General features: G+C 39.3%; 22 protein-coding genes. All 22 read right to left on the bottom strand.

What is annotated here, in order from left to right; all coding sequences use genetic code 11:
• Positions 1–210 precede the first annotated feature (210 nt).
• Entirely contained in the window at positions 211–408 is a 198-nt protein-coding gene (locus tag EV203_RS11515) for a small, acid-soluble spore protein, alpha/beta type (protein ID WP_009610892.1), read from the bottom strand.
• 66 nt (positions 409–474) lie between these two features.
• Positions 475–1,809 carry a germination protein YpeB gene (ypeB, locus tag EV203_RS11520; protein ID WP_132040739.1) on the bottom strand — a complete coding sequence of 445 codons (1,335 nt, stop codon included), beginning with the start codon at positions 1,807–1,809 and terminating at the stop codon, positions 475–477.
• A 10-nt stretch (positions 1,810–1,819) separates the two neighbouring features.
• Positions 1,820–2,524 (bottom strand): spore cortex-lytic enzyme, encoded by a 705-nt coding sequence (sleB, locus tag EV203_RS11525; protein ID WP_011026554.1) that lies wholly within the window; start codon positions 2,522–2,524, stop codon positions 1,820–1,822.
• 93 nt (positions 2,525–2,617) lie between these two features.
• Complete coding sequence (spoIIR, locus tag EV203_RS11530) at positions 2,618–3,247, bottom strand: stage II sporulation protein R (protein WP_132040740.1); 630 nt, start codon at positions 3,245–3,247, stop codon at positions 2,618–2,620.
• 78 nt (positions 3,248–3,325) lie between these two features.
• Positions 3,326–4,480, bottom strand: a complete 1,155-nt coding sequence (locus EV203_RS11535; protein ID WP_132040741.1) for a Ger(x)C family spore germination protein — start codon at positions 4,478–4,480, stop codon at positions 3,326–3,328.
• Positions 4,477–5,574 (bottom strand): GerAB/ArcD/ProY family transporter, encoded by a 1,098-nt coding sequence (locus tag EV203_RS11540; protein ID WP_011026556.1) that lies wholly within the window; start codon positions 5,572–5,574, stop codon positions 4,477–4,479. Before EV203_RS11540 ends, EV203_RS11535 begins: the two co-directional genes overlap by 4 nt.
• Positions 5,561–7,159: a spore germination protein gene (locus tag EV203_RS11545; protein ID WP_132040742.1), complete on the bottom strand. Its 1,599-nt coding sequence runs from the start codon at positions 7,157–7,159 to the stop codon at positions 5,561–5,563. The genes EV203_RS11540 and EV203_RS11545 overlap by 14 nt, the downstream gene beginning before the upstream one ends.
• Positions 7,160–7,168: 9 nt before the next feature.
• Positions 7,169–7,381 carry a CLC_0170 family protein gene (locus EV203_RS11550; RefSeq protein WP_031314280.1) on the bottom strand — a complete coding sequence of 71 codons (213 nt, stop codon included), beginning with the start codon at positions 7,379–7,381 and terminating at the stop codon, positions 7,169–7,171.
• An 82-nt stretch (positions 7,382–7,463) separates the two neighbouring features.
• Positions 7,464–8,183, bottom strand: a complete 720-nt coding sequence (locus EV203_RS11555) for a nucleotidyltransferase family protein (RefSeq protein ID WP_009610893.1) — start codon at positions 8,181–8,183, stop codon at positions 7,464–7,466.
• Between the two features lie 5 nt (positions 8,184–8,188).
• Entirely contained in the window at positions 8,189–8,866 is a 678-nt protein-coding gene (locus tag EV203_RS11560) for a GntR family transcriptional regulator (protein ID WP_132040743.1), read from the bottom strand.
• Positions 8,863–9,726 (bottom strand): 4-(cytidine 5'-diphospho)-2-C-methyl-D-erythritol kinase, encoded by an 864-nt coding sequence (ispE, locus tag EV203_RS11565; RefSeq protein ID WP_132040744.1) that lies wholly within the window; start codon positions 9,724–9,726, stop codon positions 8,863–8,865. The genes EV203_RS11560 and ispE overlap by 4 nt, the downstream gene beginning before the upstream one ends.
• A 93-nt stretch (positions 9,727–9,819) precedes the next feature.
• Positions 9,820–11,346: a DUF3794 and LysM peptidoglycan-binding domain-containing protein gene (locus EV203_RS11570; protein WP_132040745.1), complete on the bottom strand. Its 1,527-nt coding sequence runs from the start codon at positions 11,344–11,346 to the stop codon at positions 9,820–9,822.
• 106 nt (positions 11,347–11,452) lie between these two features.
• Complete coding sequence (locus tag EV203_RS11575) at positions 11,453–11,719, bottom strand: Veg family protein (protein WP_011026562.1); 267 nt, start codon at positions 11,717–11,719, stop codon at positions 11,453–11,455.
• A 183-nt stretch (positions 11,720–11,902) separates the two neighbouring features.
• Positions 11,903–12,757: a sporulation peptidase YabG gene (gene yabG / locus EV203_RS11580; protein WP_011026563.1), complete on the bottom strand. Its 855-nt coding sequence runs from the start codon at positions 12,755–12,757 to the stop codon at positions 11,903–11,905.
• 69 nt (positions 12,758–12,826) lie between these two features.
• Positions 12,827–13,378 (bottom strand): stage V sporulation protein T, encoded by a 552-nt coding sequence (spoVT, locus tag EV203_RS11585; RefSeq protein WP_031314282.1) that lies wholly within the window; start codon positions 13,376–13,378, stop codon positions 12,827–12,829.
• 100 nt (positions 13,379–13,478) lie between these two features.
• Complete coding sequence (locus EV203_RS11590) at positions 13,479–14,399, bottom strand: peptidylprolyl isomerase (RefSeq protein ID WP_132040746.1); 921 nt, start codon at positions 14,397–14,399, stop codon at positions 13,479–13,481.
• Positions 14,400–14,444: 45 nt separating this feature from the next.
• Complete coding sequence (gene mfd, locus EV203_RS11595) at positions 14,445–17,954, bottom strand: transcription-repair coupling factor (RefSeq protein ID WP_132040747.1); 3,510 nt, start codon at positions 17,952–17,954, stop codon at positions 14,445–14,447.
• A 6-nt stretch (positions 17,955–17,960) separates the two neighbouring features.
• Positions 17,961–18,329, bottom strand: a complete 369-nt coding sequence (locus tag EV203_RS11600) for a hypothetical protein (RefSeq protein WP_132040748.1) — start codon at positions 18,327–18,329, stop codon at positions 17,961–17,963.
• Between the two features lie 12 nt (positions 18,330–18,341).
• Positions 18,342–18,899: an aminoacyl-tRNA hydrolase gene (gene pth, locus EV203_RS11605; RefSeq protein WP_132040749.1), complete on the bottom strand. Its 558-nt coding sequence runs from the start codon at positions 18,897–18,899 to the stop codon at positions 18,342–18,344.
• A gap of 104 nt (positions 18,900–19,003) precedes the next feature.
• Entirely contained in the window at positions 19,004–20,257 is a 1,254-nt protein-coding gene (locus tag EV203_RS11610) for a S1C family serine protease (protein ID WP_424945280.1), read from the bottom strand.
• Positions 20,258–20,611: 354 nt separating this feature from the next.
• On the bottom strand, positions 20,612–22,021 hold the full coding sequence (locus EV203_RS11615) for a sensor histidine kinase (protein ID WP_132040750.1): 1,410 nt from the start codon (positions 22,019–22,021) through the stop codon (positions 20,612–20,614).
• A gap of 2 nt (positions 22,022–22,023) precedes the next feature.
• A complete protein-coding gene (locus EV203_RS11620; RefSeq protein ID WP_132040751.1) occupies positions 22,024–22,704 on the bottom strand; it encodes a response regulator transcription factor in 681 nt (226 codons plus the stop codon).
• Positions 22,705–22,878: the final 174 nt, after the last annotated feature.

The following is a 22,878-nucleotide window of genomic DNA, read 5'->3' on the forward strand; positions in this document are numbered from 1 at the left end:
TTGGCATGTTGGAAGAAGGGTATTTTTTTGTCTTTTTGCCCTTTAAATGCCTCAAAAATTTTTTAATTACCCCCTTGACATTTTACCGTTTGTCTGTACTAAAATTGCTAATATATATTATAGCATTTGTGCGCCAATTATAATACCACATTAATTTCTTTTTAAAAAAATTTCTACATAAAAAGCCGGGAAACATTCCCGGCCGAGGGTTTAGAGGGTGACTTTTCCGTTGTTGTAGTTTTCAACTAGCATCTTCTCTGCTCTCTGAATTGCAAGTTTCACTAAGTTACCGCAGTCCCTTGAGGTTACGCTTCCCCAACCTTCCCTCATGACTGTGTCGTAAACGCCGAGTTCCTTCGCCAGCTCGTACTTGAGCTGGTCTGACATCAACCCTCTGCGTCTACCCATTTTTATCCCCTCCTTTTTAACCCCTCACACTTATTTTGCTCATCAAAACCTCCTTTATGTTATTAACTACATGGTCAAATCCCCATGTTCTGTTTTTATCACCTTCAATATCTTTTCCTCGTTCCCATTTATAGCATTTATATATACGTAAAAAGTATCTCCTCTGTAAGTTCCTTTAAATTCATAGGCTAAAACTTCTCTCCCGCCCTCCAGTGGAATTAAAGCCAATTTTGTGCTCTCTATCTTTAGATTTTTATTGACCTTTTCTCTTGCCTGTTCTAATGTGAGCTTTGGCTTTTCTAATTTTCTCTTTACGTGGTTCATGTAATAGGCTGTGGCATCAAATCCTATTATGTCTCCGTTGTCCAAAGCCACTTTAACTTTTACAATATCTGGATAAAGATAGACTTCATTTTCAACAGGTACAAAGTTAAACTGAATGTAGCCTGGCGCTTTCATGGAATAGGTGCTTTCCATGTCTTTAAATCCATGGGTTTCCAAAAATTTCTTTGCATGTTTTAAAGCCTGAGAAACTGAAATATTTACTTTTGAAGGGCTTCTCTCATCCATCATCCATACGACATGGCCGCCTTTTCTGCTGACATTTATGTAAACAGGTGGCTTTCCAGGAGGTTTCAGTTCCACTCCGTAAGTCTTTATCTTGCCATTGCTGGGGCTGTACTTACTTTCAGACTCTATGTTCTTTCCGTAAAATTCTCTCGCTATCTGCAAAGCCCTGTCATAAGAAATCTCGGGACCAGTAAGCCCTTTAGGAGTAAGTTTCATAAGGCTTTCTGAAAAGGGTCCATCGTATATCAATGTAGGGAAATTTGTCATGGTTTGATTTACGCTGTTCATCCTGACATTTAAAATCTTGCTGTCAATCTGGGCCATTTTCTTTGTGCCCTGTTTTCTCAGATTCCCCAGCTCATACCCTCCCTGTACCTTCTTGCTGAGGTCGTGAAGATTCTTGCCCAAAAAAACCGCATAGTTGTGCAAAGTAGTTATAGTCTTTAGGTCCTTATCTGAAAGTTTTCCTCCTGATGCTATTTTTTTTGTGAGGCTGTAGGCGTAATCCCCCACCTGCACTAGAAATTTTGATGTGTTGTCTATTTCAGGCTGGCCAATAGGCAACTGGCTCAAATGTTCCTGACCTGAAAAAGCCTCCCTCCATATTTCGTCCAGAATAGAAATAGTAGTCTTATCTGAAGAGGCCACCATCAGCTTCCCCATTGAAGTTTCTATATTTTCCACATTTGAAATGAGCTGATAGAAGGATCGGTCATACTGAGCCTGAAGATACCGGTGGTAAGAAATTTTTTCTAAATATTGCCTGTAGCCCCAGGCTCCCAAAGCTAAAACCAAAATCAGCACAAAAGCTGTGAACCATCGTTTTAACATAATCTCCACCTCACCTTGCAAATATGTGACGTCCTATCTGAGTCAATATGGGTCTTGTAAATATCCAGTAATTCGTCACTCTCGCTGCATTGTAGTAATAGAGAGCTCCTCCTGTCGGGTCCCAGCCGGATACGGCATCTATTGCTGCTTTTATGCTTTCCTCAGTAGGAGGAAGCCACATCTGCCCGTCTTCTACAGCAGAAAAAGCCCCAGGCTGAAAAATTACTCCTGGAATAGTTTTGGGAAATCTCGGGTCTCTTACCCTATTCATTACAACAGCCCCAACAGCGACCTTTCCTATGTAGGGTTCTCCTCTCGCTTCACCATTTATGAGCATTGCCAGAAGATAAACATCATCACTTATGCCTGCAGAAGAAGTAGCTCTATAGGCTGCCAAATCCTGTGCAGTAGTCGTAAACCCCAATGCCACTTTTGTATCGTCATCAACAATGCCTGTCACTGCAAGGCCGTTATAGGCCTGAAATTTTCTAACAGCAAGCCATGTCTTAACGCCAAAAAAACCGTCCACCGGGCCGTCGTAATATCCCCAGGCTTTAAGCCTTGCCTGCACTTTAGCAACATCACTTCCTGTGTTTCCCCAGTACAAATTAGACATAGCAGTTTTGGTCATGCTTATAGCTGTATACTCAAAGACGGCTGTCGTAAAAACGACCAAAATGGCTATTATAACCTTAAAGCGCACTCTAAAGCTCAATTTTCTCTTGCCTCCTTTCTTGCGTCTGTAAATATTTTTTGTAGTAATAAAACTATTATTCACTTAAAAAATAAAAGGCCCTTTTCAAGGCCTTTAAGGCGCCAGAGCCATTTTTAATTTTGAGTAATATTTTTCAATCAATTCCGCTATTTTAAACTTCACTTTGCTCCTATCAAATTTTTCTTTGTCTTCGCTCACAAGGTATTTCATTATCTCTTCTGCCGTCTTCTCGTCAGTAAAGCCGTGCTTGGCATCTACAATGCAAAGGGGCGGGAAAACCACACACCACCAATTTTTACCTTCACCTTCTCCTATCACAACTTTAAGGGCGGTATACTTCCCTGCTGGGACTGTCAAAGCACCATAATATCTAGTTGGAAAAGGAAATACTCCGTACTCCACTCTGACTTTATAATCTTTCCCCTCTTCTTTTATTATTTTTTCAGCCACTTTTTCTATATTTACTAGGTTTCCCTTTATCACCCTTTCCGATCCCTCTTTTGTCTTTAAACCTTCAAGCCTAGGAGCTAGCTCAACGAGAATAGCATCTCTAACCTTGAGCTTTAACTCCTGGTCTTCAGGAGAATCGCTGTTGGCAATCACATGAAAGCGTATTAACTTTTTTGACCAGCTATCAACATTTGTCCTGTTTTCTAACGTTTTACCCGAAATTAGCAAAATACTTATAATCGCAATTAAGAGTACCGCAATTATTTTTTTCATCTTAACTTATCATCTCCCCAATTCTCACCGTATTCTTTACAATCTAAGTATTGACAGCCTACAGAGAAAATATACGTATTACCTGAAAAGACCTATTCTTCTCACATGAGAAGTCACATCAACTTTTATTTCTATTTCTGGAAATATTTTATCCCAATCTTTCCCAACTTCATCCCACAATGAGGGATAAAATTTCTCAATATAATCGCCAATTCCAAGCATGTCGACTTTTAGTTCTTTTTGGAATCGATTTACAGCTTTATAAGCCATACTTTTTATTTTACTGCTAGTTTCTCTCTCTATTAAATTCACAATATCTCCTTTTATCATCTCACCATGCTTTTCAAAAGTGTACTCTGTCACATCTCCTTCTACATCCAACTTTACCCTGTAAATAATCTTCCCATTCTCCACTTTAACTCCTCTTCTTCTTATCACATTTGACACATTAAAAGGCACTTTTACTTCTTCTTCATCAGCTGGCACACTCACAGTCACATCTCCACCTTTTACAAGGCCTGTCAAAAACATATAGCCCATGTTTTCATCATCTTCCATCCACCCGGCAAGCTTGTAATCCTTGATAATAGCTGAACCTGCAATTTTGACCTCATTTTTCCCGGCCACTATTCTGGGAATTATTGCATTTCCATTTGTTTCATGTAGAGATTTTGTAATTTTATTATAGTCAACAGAAGGAAAAATTGAGGTCAAGTTGTAATGCTTAAATATATCCCTTATATAGGCTCCTGTATTGGGCTCGAGGTCGTATTTTTTTAAGAGTATATCCTGTGCTTTCCCAGGTGTGACAAGAAGATAGACTTTTCTACTCAACTCATAACTTCTGTCTAACGAATCTAAAACCTCTTGAAACCTCGTTTTGTTTTCTACTACTTCTTTTCCAAAAATGATTGCCTGAGTATGCCCAAGATACAGGGCTTTGTCCAGTCTTGTACTTATGTGGCGGGAGGCAGAAAAAATCGTATCTGCCACTTCAGACACGGCAAAGCTCGGCTTTTCACTTCCACCACTGCCTCCGCCTCCGGAACCCTTTGCCAGCTGAGCTACGTTGGGGAATTGAAAAGTCACCACGTACTTTTTATTTGAGTTGGACAAATCTATGCCAATGGCCATCACAAAAGCTCTGTCCTCTATTTCAATTTTGTCCCAGCATCCTGTTAGAACAAAAATTAGAAAAATTAGTAAAATAAAAAGCAGTGTTTTGCGCTTCACTTTTTATCACCCAGCCCTTTAAGTTTTACAAAAAAAGCTAAGATGATAGGCAAAAACGATATAAAAAATATAGATAAATACTGAGATACAAGATTAGCGTACTTGTAGAGAGTCACTATAGAATCAGGAATTAACGCCATTAAGTACATGGGAGGGATGAGCGGCAGAACGAGGTACGAGTGTTCCCTTGCCTTTATGAGCTTTGATAAAACCAAAACTGCAAAATAATGAAAAGAATAAATAGAAGTAAAAATTGTAAATGTCCAGATTGCCATTACAATTCCTTCGACATTTTCTATGAAAAACACTGGAAAGTTTATGGATTTAATCAAAGTCAAAAAAGGCCACAGCTGTTCTTTCGTTTCCTTGTACCCAAAAATCCCTATGACAAAAAAGCATATATACATGTAAAAAAGCGTTGTAGAAATTATAGAGGCATTCACACTTTTTTTAAGTTTCTCTTGATCTATCACATATGGAAAGACCATGTAAAGAAGCTCAAAACCTACAAAACTATAAGTAGTTACAAAAACTCCTTTTAAAAACTTCATAAGTGACACTCTCATAAAGGGAAGAAAGTTGGTCAAATCCACATCAGATAAAGCCGGCAAAAAGAGGAGCAAAAGAGGTATTACCATAATGGGAAACAATATCTCTGACATCCTCGCAATTGGCTCAAGACCGTACCTCACAAGGTACGCAGAAGCAAAAAGCATAGTGATTATTATGGTCTCAATGGGAGTGCTGGGAAGCAAGTATATCTTGAGCACTTCGCCAAAAATTCTCACATCGAGGCTCACAAAGACACTTAAGTAAAATATCAAGACTATACTTAATACAACTGCCACAGGCTTTGTTACAAGCTTTGAAGCATATTCAGAAAAAGTCTCTGTAGGAAATTTAGAAGAAATCCAAAGTATCAGCCTTGCGAAGAATAAAGAAGCAAGTCCTCCCCCCAAAATAGCTAAAAGTCCATTCGGACCAACTTCCTTTGAAACATCTGCAGGAAGGCTCAGTATCCCTGCTCCAACCATTGTAGTAAAGAGCAAGATTGCCACTTGATTTGAAGAAATTTTGTCGTTATTTTTTATCATCTCTCCCTCTCCTGTCCTCTTCCAAGCTTTCTATTTTTTCTTCTCTCAAATCTACCATTTTTCTTTTATCAGGCGTGTTCAGTATCTCAGGCCTCTCCTTAAAATACATAAGGGGAGCCCGTATTAAAGTATCCGCAAGGTCACTCAAATGTATCTCCACAAAAGGAGAAAGATAAGGCACTCCAAAGCTTTTTAACACCACAAGATGCGTCAAAACCATTATAAGCCCGAGCATTATCCCGTAAAGCCCAAAGATTGCTGCCAGAATCATAAAAACAAATCTCAACATCCTAAAAGCAATTGCTGCTGAATAGCTGGGTATAGCAAAAGACGCCACAGCTGTTACCGCCACCACAATGACCATAAGCGGACTCACAATACCCGCCTGAACTGCAGCCTGTCCTATGATGAGACCTCCCACAATGCCTATTGTCTGCCCTATCGGCGCAGGAAGTCTAACTCCCGCCTCTCTTAAAAGCTCAAAAGTAGCTTCCATTATCAAAGCCTCAAAAAATGCAGGAAAAGGTATGCCCTGACGAGTAGCTGCCACGTAAAGAGTTAGCTTTGTCGGTATTAAGCCGGGATGGTAAGCAGTAAAAGCTATGTAAACTGCTGGAGCTGTTAAGGCCACCAGTGCCGCTAAAAATCTCAAGACCCTTAGCAAAGATGATATCATCCACCTCTCGTAATAATCCTCTGCAGACTGGAAAAGGGTAGCTAAAGTAGTTGGAAGTATCAAAGCAAAAGGAGTGTTATCCGTCAAAATAGCCACTCTTCCCTCCAGCAAAGAAGCCGCCACCTTATCCGGCCTTTCTGTACTCAAAACCTGCGGAAAAGGCGAATGCCAGTCTTCTTCTATGAGCTGCTCTATATACCCACTTTCAAAAATGCCGTCTATTTTTATATTTTTAAGCCTCTCCATCACTTTATTCAAAACATTTTTATCCACAATATCTTCCATATAAAGCACAGCGACATCTGTATGGGTTCTTTCACCTATTTGTATCTGTTTTATTTTTAAATTCGGATCTCTTATTCTCCTCCTAACCATCGCAGTATTTACCCTTATAGTTTCAGTAAAGCCATCTCTTGCACCTCTTATGACTGTTTCAGCCTCTGGCGGGGAGATAGACCTCTTCTCCCATCCTTTGCTGGATATTATGACAATATCAGGAGAGCCATCAAACAACAGAGCAGTGTCACCGCTTAGTATTGAAAGGATGCACTTGTCTAAATCATTGACCTCTTTTATATCTCCCCCGCTTATGGTCCCTTTTTTTATCACCTTGTACAGATTCCCTTTTATCTTCTCAATAGAGGGATCTGCTTGCCTCGAATCCAAAAGAAGCGAATGAATCACATGGTCATTTACCAGAGCTTTGTCAATAAGCCCATCTATAAAAACCACTGCCAAGTTAAACTCCTGATTTTCTCCAACCCACAGGTCTCTGTATATAACATCATCACAATCTTTAAGCTTTTCCTTTATGTAATTGAGATTTTCTTTTAAACTTGGTGAAGAAGGTCTGCCTTTTTCTTCTTTCTTCCGGTCTTTCTTCTTAAAAAATTTATCAAAAATCCCCATAACACTCCCTCACATTGGAAAAAGGATTCTCAGAATAAGTGCAATTACACCTATCAATATGTAAAAAATTCCTATTCCCTTGCAAATCCTTGAATCTCTGTCAAGCCCTTTTCTCTTCAAAAACTTCGGCTCCACAAAAGCCTCATAAATTCCCACAATGAAGACAATTGCAAACATATACACAGTAAAATACTGCCTTATAAAATGAAGAAGCTGCCACATACCATTCACCCTTTCTCTCTCATATAGCATTTACAGTAAACAAAAAAATATGCAAAATAAAAAAATAGGCTTTTCGCCTATTTTAAAGATACTTGATTGCCATTTTAACATCTTCTTCCTTATCTACGTCATTCCCTATCTCAGGATATTCAGAAATTATGGCTTTGCCCTTTATTCCAAACAATTCTTCTACTTTCTTTTCAATATGAGAGATCGAAACTCTTCCTATCAAAAATAAAAACAGAATCTTCCCTCCAAGCAATTTCCCTAGCTTCCACGGCTTTTTTCTGTAAGCGATAAACTTTTTAGCTTCTTTCACCAACTTGTCTATCACAGCAGGATTGACATAAAAAATATTTCCGCCAGTAAAAACTCCCTCTTTCACCCTAGCATAAGTCCTTTTAGCATCAGGAAACTTTTTTAAATTATCTTCCTTCCTTATGATAGGATAGCATAAGTCCGCTCCTGTCTTTTCAGCCTTTTCAATAAAATCGCACACAGCCTCTCCTGTCAAAAAAGGTATATCACAAGTCAAAATGATAACTCTTCTGTCATTTTTAAAAGGCTCCACTCCCCTTAACACATTGTCCATTATGGTATCTGTTTGTGGTACTATAATGTCTATACCCTCAACCTCTTTAAGCCTCTCAGGGTCCCCTACTGCCGCAATCTTTTCTATTTTATCGCACTCTCTCAAAGCCTTTACTACATAAGAAATCATGTATCTCCCCTTAAGGTTCACAAATGCCTTATCAGGCAGTTTGTCCTCCTTGGTACTGCCGGCCAAAATAACAGCGTTCATCAGCCTCACTCCTTATCGCTGAAGTACTTTGAATCCTTTACTACTTCTTCCTGAAAATTGTGAACGTGCTTTTCTGCCCATTTTCTCGCCCCGCTTGCATCTCTTTGTTCAATTAGCTCAGCTATTTTTTTGTGTTCCTGATAGATCCTCTTTGCCTTCTTTTCCTCAGTGATGTATTTTACCCTGAACCGGTGGACATGCTCTTGTAAATTATTCATTATCTGTATTAATTTGTCATTACGGGATGCGGCAAAAATTAAATCGTGAAACTCTTTATCAAGCCTTATTAACGCTTCTAAATCTCCCTCTTCCATTTTAATTCTAAACTCTTCTACGATCTTTTTGAGCTTCTCTACTTCCCCATCAGTAATCCTCTCTGCAGCAAGAGAAGCCGCCAATCCCTCTAAAGAACTTCTGACCTCCAACACGTTCAACAGGTCTTTCGCATTCAAATCCGCCACATACGCTCCCTTTCGAGGCACCATTACAACAAGTCCTTCAAGCTCCAGCTTTCTTATAGCCTCTCTAATAGGAGTGCGGCTCACCCCAAGCTTTTCTGCCAGCTGGACTTCCATAAGCCTTTCTCCTGGCTTTAGCTTCCCTGTTATTATAGCTTCTTTCATGTAGTCAAAAACCAGATCCCGTAGCGGCTTGTAATTTTCCAGAGTAAAAAACTCGCTCATAATATTTCTAACCCCTTGTCTACAGTTTTAGAAATGGTAACAAAAGGATAAACTCCCTTAAGGTCATGATAAGCCCTTACAAGCTTTTCAACATCATTAAAAACACCGTATACCGTAGGACCGCTTCCTGTCATAGAAGCAGATAGAGCTCCTTTCTCTATCAAACTTTTCTTTATATCTTCAATCACTCTATACTTTTGAGAGGTCACTCTTTCAAGGTCATTGCTTATATTCCTAGCAATTTCTAATAAATCTCCCTTCTTCAAAGCCTCAACAAATAAAAAAGTAGAGTTTAAGCTTTTAAACCCGGAATTATCCCATTCAGTGTAGACTTCTTTTGTAGAAATTTCTAAATCAGGCTTGACAAGAAGCAAATTCAAAGGAATTCCCTCTAAATCTTGAAGCTTTTCTCCTCTTCCACTAGCAAGCTTTGTTCCTCCCTTAAGGCAGAAAGGCACGTCAGACCCTACTTCTGACGCTATTTCTTCCATCTCTTTTTCTGTAAGGTTTAAATTCCAGAGCTTATCTAATGCTACAATTGTAGCAGCAGCATCTGCACTTCCTCCAGCAAGGCCGGCAGTCAAAGGAATATTTTTAAAAAGCTTTATTTTTATACCTTCATTTAAAAAATACCTATCTCTTATCGCATTAAAAGCCTTCATTATGAGGTTTTCTTCTCCTTTGGGAACTCTCTCATGGTCGCATTCAAACAAAATTTCCTTTGCTTTCTCAAATTCAATCACATCAGCCAGGTCAATTGACTGCATCACACTTAAAATTTCATGATATCCATCTTCCCTCTTTGACAAAACGTCAAGCGTGAGATTTACTTTTGCATAGGCCTTTATTCTAAGCTTCATTTAACTCTCCCTACTCAATATTATAGTTTCATATTATACATTATACAACAAATTTTCTGTAAAAAAAATACGCAGTAGACTGCGCATAAAAACTCACCTTTTAACAGGGATAATCAACTTCTCTCCCTCAAAAACCTTATCCTCTTTAAGGTCATTAGCCGTAATTAAATCCTCCACATTGACCCTATACCTTTTCGCTATATCCCAAAGGCTCTCTCCTTTTTGCACCATGTAAATAATTATGCTGTGACGCACCTCTTCTCCTCTTGGCATTTCAATTTCTTTGAGGTCGTAAATCAACGTCATTTCTTTTTCTGTCAAAACCTCAACGCAGCTATCTATAGCAAATTTAAATTCCAGCTCTTTTAAGCTGTTTATTTCATAAGACACATAAGCTGTAGAAACCTCTGTCAGTACCTCTCCCACTTCTCCTTCTATCTCTACAAATGTCCTAAACGGATACTCATCCCTGTAACCCTTTATGCCGCCATCTTCTGATACGTAAAGCAGGGTGTAGTTTAATATCCCCTCTAAAATCAGCTTATCCCCATCTAAAGCGTAATCTGACACTATTGGTAAGGCAAAAATTTCTAAAACCTTCCTCACCACAGAAGGAAGTTCAACCTCTGTCTTCACCATGAACTGAGAAGAAAAGCTCTTTATATCCCCCAATACCTTTATATTTTCCTTCAAAGGTTCAACGTACTTCTCTATCCCGTAGGCATCCACAGGAATTTCTCTTTCCTCTTCTTCCAAAACCTCCACTCTTACCTTCAAAGTAACCTCTACATCTACAAGCCTGTTCTCTCCCTTTTCATCTTGAGTGACCGTAACATCCACATTTATTACATCTTCGTATGTATTGGCTTTCATGTAACTTAATGTCCCCGGAACATCTATAAAATTAGCATAGTTTAAGGTTGCATCAAGACTTTTTACTTCATTTTCTTCAGAGACGTACAAGATCCTGCACTGCACTTTCCCCTGAACTATAACCTTGTTTTCAGAAAGCTTTACTTCTTCAGGCACTACTTTCACTTCTTTTTTTATGACTTTCTTAATGGGCCTATCTTCATCCCCTACTTTCACCTTTTCCTTTACAAAAACTTCTCCGGTGTTCTGCCCTACCGTATGAACAAGTTTTACTCTTTTCTTTAAAGTCTGCAAAGCTAAAGCCTCTTCTCCACCTATCACTACCTCTCTCTTATCAGAGACCAAAAGCCTTGACTGTATTCTGACCACTGCTTTTACATTTACCTTTCTGCTGTTTACAAGCCTGTAGTCGATATTTTCGACAGAGACCCTTGCAAGACATCTGGACCTTTTGTCAATCGCTTCATCTTCTATGCTGTGAGAATAATCCACCTCTTTTTCGATCGACTCAATCTCTCCGTCCTTTTCGCTTATGTAAATGAGTTCTAAATTAAGTTTCCCTTCAAATTGAACTTTCCCTGAGGTCACAAAAACCTCTCCGATGTAACTTCTAGGGTTTACTGCCAAAATTGTCAGTATATCCGGGTCGTTCTCTGGGACAATAATATCACCTTCAACTAAGAATTCCGTATTGTAACTCCCTGCCACCACATCAAACTCCAAGATATCTTTATAAACTTGCGGCATAAGTTTACCTCCTTAAAAAGATATATCACTTCAACAGAATATGCTAGTATAATATATAGTGGCAGAGATAAAATTATGCCAAAAAAATAAGACCGAAAAACTTCGGTCACTGCAGGCAGGGAATTCTTTTATTCTCATCCATTACAGTAAGTTCAACCGTCTCAGTCAAAATGTCAGAATAGCTGTAGGATACCCTGCGGGTCGTACCATGTCCATCTAGCACTACAATAAAAATGCTGGGATAAGTCTTCTCCAGTAGCCCTTCTTTTATTATCGTCTTTTTTCTTCCTCCATTGGTCTTCAGCCTGACCCGCGCCCCTACGTGCTGTTCCAATTGCTTCTTTATCTCATCAAGGGTTGATCTGTCAGCCACTTGCATCAACTCCTTAACAGTGCTGAAAATAGTATACCACAATTTTCAGACAATGTCAAGGGCATAATATTATACCAAGGTACATGTCTTCTTGTCAACAAGTATTTTTATTCAAAAAAATAAAAAAACCTGCAAATAGCTTGGGTATTTGCAGGTTTTTAAGCCCTTATGCCACAAATTCTTTTAATACTTTCCTTTAGGCACGCCATATCTGAACTTTCCCATCGTCTGCAGGCCTCCAATTCCAGCCGCACCTGTGATAGTGTGCTCTATCAAGTCCTCTATTTTTACGAGTTCATTTATATGGGAAAAAGCCACTTTTTCACTAACAAGTACCGGATCCAAACAGTGGATTAGCACCCTTTCTGGTGAACTGGCGTAATTCGCTCCTGCCTTTATCAAAGCCTCATAATTGGACTGACAAGCTCCAGCAAAAATTACCAGGTTATCAAGAGAAGGCTCATATTTTCTGGCATTTTTAACTGCCTCAACAAAATATTTTGAATTCCTATAGCTCTCCAAGTCCCCGTAATCTCTGGCACTGCTTTTTATGCTGTCATGGCCGGTAATAACTAAAATATCTGGCCTGTACCTTTCCAAAAGGTCATAGACCTTTTCCGGCTGTTCCTCTTCTTTTAAAACTACCCCCACCACTTCCATGCCTACTTTCCTGTAAGCCTCCATGCATATATTTAAATACTCTTCATCTCCGTCGATGTGAAGGACCTTTCCTGGCCTTCCGTAGGGTTCCTGGCGCACTCCTCTTGCCATGCCTTTCTTTCGCTGAAGGCTTTTTGACTGAGCAATTTTTTTTAAAAGATACTCTGCCTTTTCCCTATAAGGCCTATCGTATTCCACGATTTTAGCTCGGGAGGCTTCAATCAGGTCATCTTCAGGTGCATCTGCTATTATCCTCATGTTAAGCCCGTGCAGAAGGTAATATCTTACTCCTTTGTTATCTATGACATTAATGACTCTGAACAAAATGTCAGAGCCATAGGACTTCCTCATCACAATGTCATTTATGCGAAAAGCCATAAAATACCCCCCTGCGTTTTCTTCATACTTCATAATATGCAGAGGGGTATATAAAAGGTGTATATAGTTTTATTCTTCCATCTGTTTGCCCAAAAAAGCTGCAGCAGTTTCAGCAATTTTTGCCTCCACTTCTGTCACAGTCTCTCCAGGTTCTTTTGTAAATATCACAACACTTCCTATAGTATCCCCTCTAGAAATTATAGGGACAATCACCTGAGAAGTTATGCTAAACTCCTGCCCTTCGGCTATTTTAATCGGCCCTTTGTCTTTCCCTGTTCCTAAAATTACTGTCTTTTTCTCCTCCAAGTAATTCTCTAGTTCCTGGCTTATGGGTTTATCTATAAGCTCTTTTTTGGGAACCCCTGCTACAGCAATTACTGTGTCTGTATCAGTTATGCACACAGCGTGCTTTGTAGACTGGTATATGCTATCAGCGTATTCCTGTGCAAAGTCGCTCAATTCACTTATAGGAGAGTACTTCTTTAGGATTATCTCCCCTTCTTTGTCGGTAAAGATTTCTAATGGATCCCCTTCTTTTATGCGAAGGGTTCTCCTTATTTCCTTAGGTATGACAACTCTTCCCAAATCGTCTATCCTGCGAACTATTCCTGTAGCCTTCAAAGTAAATACCTCCATTTCCTAAAATTTTTAGCTCAAGATTAGTATTTATATTTTTCCATAAATTTATGCGCAAAAAAGAGCTGGCAATTATATGCCAGCTCTACCCTACTTTCACTTTTATATTTTCAGGAAATTTCTGTATCTTAGAAGCCTTTACGAGTTCGTCGTACTTTTCTTTTATGACCTTGTTCTTTTTGTCATTTAAAAGGTAGCTCTCAATTGTTCCTTTCACTTCATCAAAAGGCTTCACAGTAATTCCTTCTGATTTTATTATGTGATAACCGTACTGCGTCTTTACAGGTTTAGAAATCTCCCCTAGCTTTAAGGAAAATGCTGCTTCCTCAAATTCTGGCACCATCACCCCATGGGGAAATTCTCCCAAATCTCCGCCATTATCCTTTGTAGCTGTATCAATGGAATATTCTTTTGCTAAAGCGGCAAAGTCTTCACCTTTCATAAGCCTTTGATATATATCTTCTGCCGTCTTCTCATCAGCCACGAGGATGTGACGAGCTCTTATGACCTCAAAACTCTCTTTGTGCTCGTCATAGTATTTTTTAAGCTCCTCATCAGTAACTTTTACATCCTTAGTGTACTCTGCTAAAAGCTTGTCTATCAAAAGATATTCTCTTATCTGCTCCTTTGTAACTTTGCTGTTAAATTGCTTTTCCTTGTTATACTCTTCTTCTACTTCCTTATCCGTGACAGTGATGTTTTTCTTTTTAGCCTCCTGAACAAGAAGCTTTTGCGCCACAAGGCTGTCTAAAACATTTTCTTTAACAAAATCCAGAAATTTTTTGCCTTGATAGTCCTGATTCCAAATGTCTTTTGTGTAGGTGGGTGCACTTTCAATCTGCTCTTTCACCTGTTCAAAAATTTGCTGGTACTCCGCATTAGTAATCTTTTCTCCATTCACTACTGCGACGACATCCCCAGATACAGCTTCTTTTTTAGAAGAACATGAAACAAGAGATACTCCAACAAAAATAAGAGCTAAAAATAAAGCAATTTTTCTCCTCAAAATTACAGCCTCCTAATTTTAAATTTGACATAGCTTTATTATATCTTATTTCTTTGCCAACTGCAAATCTTTCATTTTCTCCAAAAGTTCTATCAATTCTTTCAGCAAAGTCTCTTTTTTGTTGTATTTATAAGTAAGATAGGGCGGATACTGGCTTGAAAAAGTGAGGTTGCCCTTGTACTCTCTTACCATTTTTTCTACAGTTTCCATGTCAACAGAGTCTTTATCTTTAAACTTTAAAATTACGCTACTCGATTTTTCACTTATTTCCACCATGTGAAGTTTTGACGCAACCGCTTTTATATAGGCTATATCTAAAAGTGCTTCAACAGGCTTTGGATAATCGCCAAACCTGTCTATAAGCTCTTCTGCTACCTCCATCATATCCTCTCTTGACTCTATAGAAGCTATCTTCTTGTACATTTCAAGCCTTAAGTTTTCATCCTCAATGTAAGAGGAATCGATGTAGGCGCTCACTTTTAAATCTATAGTGGTAGTTATTTCCTCCTTTAGCTGTTCCCCTTTGAGATTCCTTATGGCCTCTTCTAAAAGCTTAAGATAAAGGTCATAGCCAACGGCATCAATGTGCCCATGCTGTTCTGCACCGAGCAAATTTCCCGCTCCTCTTATCTCCAAATCCCTCATGGCAATTTTAAAACCTGAACCAAATTCAGTAAACTCTTTTATGGCTTCCAGCCTCTTTTCTGCCACCTCGCTTAGCACCTTATCTTTTCTGTAGGTAAAATAAGCGTAAGCCAGCCTATTTGACCTTCCTACCCTTCCCCTCAGCTGATAAAGCTGTGCAAGCCCCAGCTTATCCGCATCGTACACTATTATGGTATTCACATTTGGTATGTCAAGCCCTGTCTCAATTATAGTGGTAGTCACAAGTACATCGTATTCCCCTTTCAAGAAATCCACCATAACCTGCTCCAGCTTGCTTTCTTCCATCTGCCCGTGAGCAACTGCAATTCTGCAATTTGGCACCAATTCCTTTATAAAATTAGCCATTTTCTCTATTCCCTGTACTCTGTTGTATACAAAGTACACCTGTCCTCCTCTTCCCACTTCTCTTAGAATAGCGTCCTTTATGAGCTCTTCGTTAAATTCCACCACATAGGTCTCCACAGGAAACCTGTCCTCAGGAGGATTTTCCAGTATGCTCATATCCCTAATTCCAATTAAGGACATGTGCAGTGTCCTAGGTATAGGCGTTGCAGAAAGAGTCAAAACGTCTATGTTTTCCTTAAGCTTTTTAATCTTTTCCTTGTGGACCACCCCAAACCTCTGCTCCTCGTCTATTATCAAAAGCCCCAAATCCTTAAATTTCACATCGTTTTGCAAAAGCCTGTGGGTTCCGACTACTATGTCAATAGTCCCGTCCGCCAGCCCTTTAATTATCTGAGCCTGCTCTTTTGGAGTCCTGAAGCGACTTAACATTTCTATCTTAACAGGGAACTCCTTAAACCTTTCCAGAAAATTGGTATAATGCTGATAAGCTAAAATAGTAGTAGGGCACAAAAACGCCACCTGCTTACCATCCGCCACCGCTTTAAAAGCAGCCCTTAAAGCCACCTCTGTTTTCCCGTAACCCACGTCTCCGCAGAGAAGTCTGTCCATTGGCTTATCCTTTTCCATATCTTCTTTGATCTCTTTTATGCACCTTAACTGGTCTTCAGTCTCTTCATAGGGAAACTGGTCCTCAAACTCCTTCTGCCACGGCGTATCGGGAGAAAAGGCATGTCCTTTCGCCATCTGCCTTTTAGCGTAAAGCTGGATTAAATCCTTTGCCAGATCTTCTGCCGCCTTTTTAGCTTTTCTCTTAGCTCTTATCCACTCGCCTCCTCCAAGCTTGTTAAGCTTTGGAGGATTGTCAGTAGGCCCTACGTACTTTTGAACAAGGTCTAATTGCTCAACAGGCACAAACAGCACATCGCCTCCGGCGTAAACTATCTTCAAATAATCCCTTATGACTCCGTCCACCTTTATCTTCTCTATCCCTTCATACTTGCCAATGCCGTAATTGACATGCACTACATATGAGCCCACTTCCAACTCAGTAAAACTCTTTATCCTCTCAGCGTTTTTCATCTTAACAGGCTTTCTAGCCCTCTTAGTTTGCCCAAATATTTCGCTATCGCTTATAACCGCAAATTTAGCATCCACGTATTCAAACCCTTTTGTGATGGAAGCAGGGTATATCACCACCTGCCCTTTTTGTATGTCATATTCCTTATCCTCCACCACAACAGAGTCAATGCCGTACTCCTCCAAAGTCTCCTTCAAAATCTTTGCCCTATCCTTATTGCCGCTTAAAAGAAGCACTCTATATCCAGTCGCTTTGTAGTACTTAAGGTCCTCCACAAGAAGGTCCATTTTTCCGTGGAAAGAGTGCATAGACCTTGATACAAAATTAACAATCCTTTGCGGGTAAAGTTCTCCCTCCGGCTTCGCTAATGTGTTCATTATTACCAAAAAATTGTTTTTGAGCCTTTCCACTACTTCAGTGTAGTCAAAGAAAATTTCTCTCTGCTCAGGGATCACTTCTCCTCTCTCTAGTAAATTTTTGAAATTTTCATTAAATTCTAATTGCAGATTACTTACCCTCTGCTTAATCCTGTTTGTCTCATCCAAAATTACAATAGCATCTTCTCCTACGTAATCTTTGATAGATTGAAGGTCTTCGTAAAAATAGTTTATGAGCACCTTTATGCTCTCCCTCTTTTTCCCCTGGCTTATCTCTTCCATTATCTCGTCAAACTTCTCTCTTAACTTTTCGGCCATTCCACTTTTTGTCTTCCTGATTTTTGAAAGATATGAATTTAAGTCCTTTGACAGAGAAGATATTCCTCTTTTTATGTGTTCTTCTTCCACTATAAATTCAGTAGCCGGAAAGATAAAAACTTCTTCTGCTGTTTTAATAGACCTCTGTGTCATGACATCAAAAGTCCTCAAAGAATCCACTTCATCGTCAAAAAGCTCTATCCTGAAAGGATACTCTTCAGTAGAAGGGAAAATATCGATTATCCCGCCTCTTACGCTGAACTGCCCTTTCCCTTCCACCATCTGCACTCTCTCATATCCCATTACCTCTAACTTTTTTAGAAACTTTCCTAAATCAATTTTGTCACCAATCTTAAGGCTGAACTGGTACTTTCTAAAAAGGTAAAAAGGAGGCATCTTGTCAAGTAAAGCATCTACAGAAGCAACAACAGCATAAGGCCTATCTTCAGAAAGCCTTTTTATCACTTTAAGTCTCTCAAATACGATTTCGTGGCTTGCTGCGTCTATTTTGTAAAACACTATATCCCTTTTAGGGAAAAGAAAAGCCTCCCCTTCATTAAAGGAGTACAGGTCTTCGTATATTCTCCTTGCCTCCACATCGTCAGGGGTTATCACTAGGACCTTTTTATTAAATTTCTTCATGAGATAATGCGCTATGTGAGCTTTTTGAGAATCTGCAAGGCCGTATATCAAAACAGGTCCTCTTCCTTGCTTTAACTCTTCCTCTATCGCTTTTACTTCTTTTAATTCTTCAATCTGCACTGTAAACATGTTTTATCACCTCAGCATAAACCTATTCCAAAGCAAGTGAAGAAGTGAAGTAGATAAAATCGCCACAAAAAGGTTAACTTTTTCAACAAGCACATAAGAAATTACTCCAAAAATTGAATGGCTCAAGATGCTCAAAACTGCAGCCCTTCCATTTATTTTATATGAAGCTTTTGTGTAATCATTTACTGCCTCTGCAATCCCAAACATAAAGTGAGAGGCAAGAATAGAAGATGTCATATACCCAAAGACAGTTTTTGAACTCTCTTCAATAAAAGGGACGATGTAGATTACAGCCCTCTCACCATACCTTTTCACCACAGCGCTATTTAAAAGATATGCTACAACAATACCTGCCATTCCTGATAAAATCCACATCCTCAAACTCCTCTAGCCATTAAATCTGCTCATGGCATGCTCTATTCCATTCTCCATTATATCAATCACGGCTTCTGCTGCTCTTTCCACCGCCTCATCTATCACCTTTTTCTCTTCTTCACTAAAACGCCCCAGAACATGCCTTACAAGGTCACCATCTTCTGGCTTCCCAATACCTATCCTCACTCTAGGAAAGTCTTCGCTGTTTAGAAGATATATTATTGAGTTCATGCCATTGTGACCGCCTGAACTTCCTTTTCTCCTTATCCTTATTTTTCCCACCTCAAGGTCTTTATCATCATATACCACAATTACATTTTCAAGCGGAATTTTATAAAAATCTACAGCATCGTACAGGGCTTCGCCACTCAAATTCATAAACGTCTGAGGCTTCAAAAGTATCACTTTTTCGCCTTTAAAATGCCCTTCCCCCATGAGGGACTTGAATTTAAGCCTTGAAACCTCTATCCCAAGCTTTTTTGAAAGGGCATCTATCACCATAAAGCCTACATTGTGCCTCGTGCCCTCGTATTCTTTTCCCGGATTTCCAAGACCAGCTATTATGTACATGCTCTCACCCTTCCTTATAAGATTAATTATACATATGTAGTCAATAAAAAACAACCTGCCGACTGTAAAGTCGGCAGGCAGGTGCGTGGGAGGCCTTTTATTTTTTATTGAAAGTTTGCACTGCTTTGCAATTTTACAGGAACTGTGAATGTTCTTCCATTTCTCCAGATGGTGACATTTATAACATCTCCAACTTTGTGGCTGTTTATAACGCTCTGTAGGTCTTCAAAAGACTTAATCTGCTTGCCATCCGCTTTTATTATCACATCTCCTGGTTGAATTCCTGCTTTTTCTGCACCGCTTCCAGGCTGAACCTGTACCACATATACTCCTACTGGCAGGTTGTATTGAGCTGCATCTTGTGGCGTTATTGTCTGAGCACCTATTCCCATCATAGGCCTTTCAACATATCCATGTTTGATTAGCTGCTCAATTATAGGTTTAGCTTCATTTATTGGAATGGCAAACCCCATGCCTTCAACTGGAGTGCTCTGCCCCTGGAAAAGCCCAAATGGGTCTTGGATGCTAGGTCCTATAGAAGTAAGCTTGACACTTGTTATACCTATAACCTCTGCTTTGCTGTTTACAAGAGGTCCACCGCTGTTACCGGGGTTTATAGCCGCATCTGTCTGTATGAGTTTTACAGGCCCGTAATCACTTTGCAAGTTTCTGTTGAGTCCGCTTATTATCCCTGCTGTCACTGTACCTGCAAAGGAATCTCCCAGAGGATTGCCTATAGCTATTGCCAGTTCACCAGGTTGCAATTTAGAAGAATCTCCAAGTTTTACAACAGGTAAATTAGGAAGGTTAATCTTTAAAACTGCAAGGTCTGTCCTTGGGTCTTTACCTATCAATTTCGCATCAGCACTTCTGCCATCTAAAAGTTTTACTGTAATCTTTGAAGCTCCTTCAATGACGTGATTGTTTGTGACAATATATCCATCTGTGCTTATGATAAATCCAGAGCCACTTCCTTTAGGCACGTATTCTGTTTTGTAGCCACTTCTATAAGCGGTGCTTGTGTCAATTTCCACAACTGCTGGGCTTACAATTTTATAAATATTAGGTATCAAATTTAAAATACCGCTTTCGTCTGATGAAGTAGTATCTAGAGGTAAATATCTTGTAACAACTTGTGTTGACGCATCATTTTGGGCTCCATAGTATTTCATCACAGCTCCTGTCACACCGCCACCAATTATAGCGGCGATTAAAGCAACTGCCACAAAAGAGGCAATCAACTTTCTTCTGAACCTCTTGACCATTCGCCCTATGCTCTTTTTATTGTTCCTGAACTCCACTTTTGGAGCAGGAGAAGTCGTATCAATTGCTGGCCTTTCAGGATTCTCCTGTGGCATATCTTCTAAATTTTCCTGAGGAGGGACTATGCTCTCAGGGTCCTTTTTTTCAATATTATTTTCAAAATCTTTTTCATAGTCCATGCTCATCCTCACTCACTCCCTTTCCTTTTCTTGATCCTAATTATACCTCCTCTTTATTAACAAATTATGAACACCATGTAAAGATTTTGGGTAGTTTTTATTAAGAATTTTCCACACTTTCATCTTGAAATAAACATGCGGCCCAAGAATTTCTCTTGGACCGCTATGATAAGGGAGGTCAAGGAGAGGCATTTGTCTCTCTCGATTGTTATTATAAACTCAAATTGTTAACAAACTGTTAACAAAATGTAAATATTTTATTGTAATTTCTTAAACTTTTTTTATCGGAAGAGTGAAGGTAAAAGAAGTCCCTTTCTTAAGCTCACTTTCTGCCCATATCTCCTCTTTGTGAGCCTCTATTACCTTCTTCACAATGTAAAGGCCAAGACCAGCGCCGTCCTTTCCTCTTGACTTATCCGCTTTGTAAAATCTTTCCCATATATGCTCTAAATCTTCAGGAGATATACCTATTCCATTGTCCTGAACAGTGATAAAGACCTTATCCCCTTTAACCTCAGTAAAGAGGTGAATAATGCCCTTTGGCTTAGAAAACTTTATAGCATTGTCTATTAAATTTGTCAAGACCTGCTCTATCTTGTCTCTATCTGCAAAAACAAACCTCCTATCCTCCTCAAAATCCACCTTTACTGTAAGGTCTTTTTCTACTATTCTTTTTTCAAACTTTATAATGCAAATTCTTATGAGCTCATTTATGTCAAACTCAGTTCTATTAAGAGGAAACTCTCCCGACTCAAGCTTTGTCATCTCCAGAAGGTCATTTATCAACCGGGACATCCTTCTCGTCTCTTCCTGCACCACTTTGAGGTAATCATAAGTTTTTTCTTTAGGAATAGTCCCATCCAATATGCCGTCTATATAGCCTTGTATTGAGGTTATTGGAGACCTGAGCTCATGGGAGACATTTGCGACAAATTCTTTCCTCATATCTTCGAGCTGTGCAAGTTCCCTTGCCATCACATTAAAAGACCGTGCTAAATCCCCTATCTCATCCTCTTCAAAATGGTCAACTCTTGCAGAAAAATTCCCTTTTGCTATCTCTCTTGCAGCAAGGCTCATTTTCTTAAGAGGCTCAGATATTCTGTTTGAAGTGTAGGATATCAATATAAAGCTCACTACAAAAGCCATTCCGCCTGATAAAAGCATCAAAAGGAAAATGTTCAAAACCGTCCTGTTCATCTCTTCCAGTGATGCGTGCATGAATATGGCTCCTTCAATATACCCCTTTATCACAAGAGGAACTCCCACTGTAAGCACAGGGCTTGTAAAAGCCCCTCCAAAATAGCCTTTTTTTACAATGGATTCTCCTTTTAAAATATTTTGTATATCAGCCTTACTGAGAGTAATCTTCATCCACGGCTTTCCCTGCTGAGACTGGCTGTAAACAAGGCCCTCCTTGTCCACAATCCACACTGTTGCATTAATAAGTCTCGTCACAACATTAAGCTCCTGATTCCACTTATCTAAATTTATATCCCCTACCGCAAACTCGTTCAAAATAGCGTTTATCTCCTGTGCCTCTTCCAGCATTATTTTTTCTTTTTCAGCAAAATAGTAATTCTGAAACATGATGTAAAACATTATAGAGACGACAGCCAAAGTTATGGCAACAATTATTATATTGCTTATAAAAAGCTTTTTAAAAAGCCTGTTTTTCTTCAAATTCAGTTCACCTCAAACTTATAACCTACTCCCCAAACAGTCGTGAGCTTCCAGTTAGGTCCTTCTCCCATCTTCTCCCTCAGCCTCTTTATGTGGACATCCACCGTCCTGCTGTCCCCCATGTAGTCATAGCCCCACACATTCTCCAAAAGCTGGTCCCTTGTAAACACTCTATTGGGATGTGTGCAGAGAAAATAAAGAAGCTCTAACTCTTTCGGCGTAAGGTCAATATTTTTCCCTTTGTAGATGACTTTGTACTCGCTTAAACTAACGTACAAGTCAGGATAGGACACAGATTTATCCTCACTTTCTCCTTCGTATCTTCTCAAAACTGCTTTAACCCTTGCTACAAGCTCCTTCCCGTCAAAAGGTTTGACAATATAATCATCAGCTCCAATCTCCAACCCTAAAACCTTGTCCAAAGTGTCTCCTTTTGCAGTAAGCATAATTATTGGCACTTTAGAAAATTTTCTTACTTCTTTGCAAAGTGCAATTCCATCAATTCCCGGAAGCATTATATCGAGTATTACAAGCTTTGGGGGCTTTTCCTGTATCTTTCTAAGAGCTGTCTGCCCGTCGTATATCTGCTCCACTTCAAAACCCTCTTTTTCGAGGTATAAAGAGACAATTTCGCATATATTCTTGTCATCATCCACCACGTAAATTTTTTGACTCTCTCCCACAAAACCACCCTCTATAAAAAAATTATCTCATGTCTAAAATTATACCATAAATAATAAAAAAGGCACATAAAGTGCCTTACAGTTTGTTGACAAAGCAAAATTTTAGCCCCTGTTTTCTTAGTACCGAAAGCAGGGGCTGTATATATCTGGATAAAATTTTCTTTAAAACTCCAA

The organism is Caldanaerobacter subterraneus, assembly GCF_004345675.1.
Taxonomy (GTDB): domain Bacteria; phylum Bacillota; class Thermoanaerobacteria; order Thermoanaerobacterales; family Thermoanaerobacteraceae; genus Thermoanaerobacter; species Thermoanaerobacter subterraneus.

Bases quoted from the DNA above. Each gene is read 5' to 3' on its own strand.
- EV203_RS11515 (WP_009610892.1), bottom strand. From the start codon at position 408: ATGGGTAGACGCAGAGGGTTGATGTCAGACCAGCTCAAGTACGAGCTG.
- ypeB (WP_132040739.1), bottom strand. From the start codon at position 1,809: ATGTTAAAACGATGGTTCACAGCTTTTGTGCTGATTTTGGTTTTAGCT.
- spoIIR (WP_132040740.1), bottom strand. From the start codon at position 3,247: ATGAAAAAAATAATTGCGGTACTCTTAATTGCGATTATAAGTATTTTG.
- EV203_RS11540 (WP_011026556.1), bottom strand. From the start codon at position 5,574: ATGATAAAAAATAACGACAAAATTTCTTCAAATCAAGTGGCAATCTTG.
- EV203_RS11545 (WP_132040742.1), bottom strand. From the start codon at position 7,159: ATGGGGATTTTTGATAAATTTTTTAAGAAGAAAGACCGGAAGAAAGAA.
- EV203_RS11550 (WP_031314280.1), bottom strand. From the start codon at position 7,381: ATGTGGCAGCTTCTTCATTTTATAAGGCAGTATTTTACTGTGTATATG.
- EV203_RS11555 (WP_009610893.1), bottom strand. From the start codon at position 8,183: ATGAACGCTGTTATTTTGGCCGGCAGTACCAAGGAGGACAAACTGCCT.
- EV203_RS11560 (WP_132040743.1), bottom strand. From the start codon at position 8,866: ATGAGCGAGTTTTTTACTCTGGAAAATTACAAGCCGCTACGGGATCTG.
- ispE (WP_132040744.1), bottom strand. From the start codon at position 9,726: ATGAAGCTTAGAATAAAGGCCTATGCAAAAGTAAATCTCACGCTTGAC.
- EV203_RS11570 (WP_132040745.1), bottom strand. From the start codon at position 11,346: ATGCCGCAAGTTTATAAAGATATCTTGGAGTTTGATGTGGTGGCAGGG.
- yabG (WP_011026563.1), bottom strand. From the start codon at position 12,757: ATGGCTTTTCGCATAAATGACATTGTGATGAGGAAGTCCTATGGCTCT.
- mfd (WP_132040747.1), bottom strand. From the start codon at position 17,954: ATGTTTACAGTGCAGATTGAAGAATTAAAAGAAGTAAAAGCGATAGAG.
- EV203_RS11600 (WP_132040748.1), bottom strand. From the start codon at position 18,329: ATGTGGATTTTATCAGGAATGGCAGGTATTGTTGTAGCATATCTTTTA.
- pth (WP_132040749.1), bottom strand. From the start codon at position 18,899: ATGTACATAATAGCTGGTCTTGGAAATCCGGGAAAAGAATACGAGGGC.
- EV203_RS11610 (WP_424945280.1), bottom strand. From the start codon at position 20,257: ATGCCACAGGAGAATCCTGAAAGGCCAGCAATTGATACGACTTCTCCT.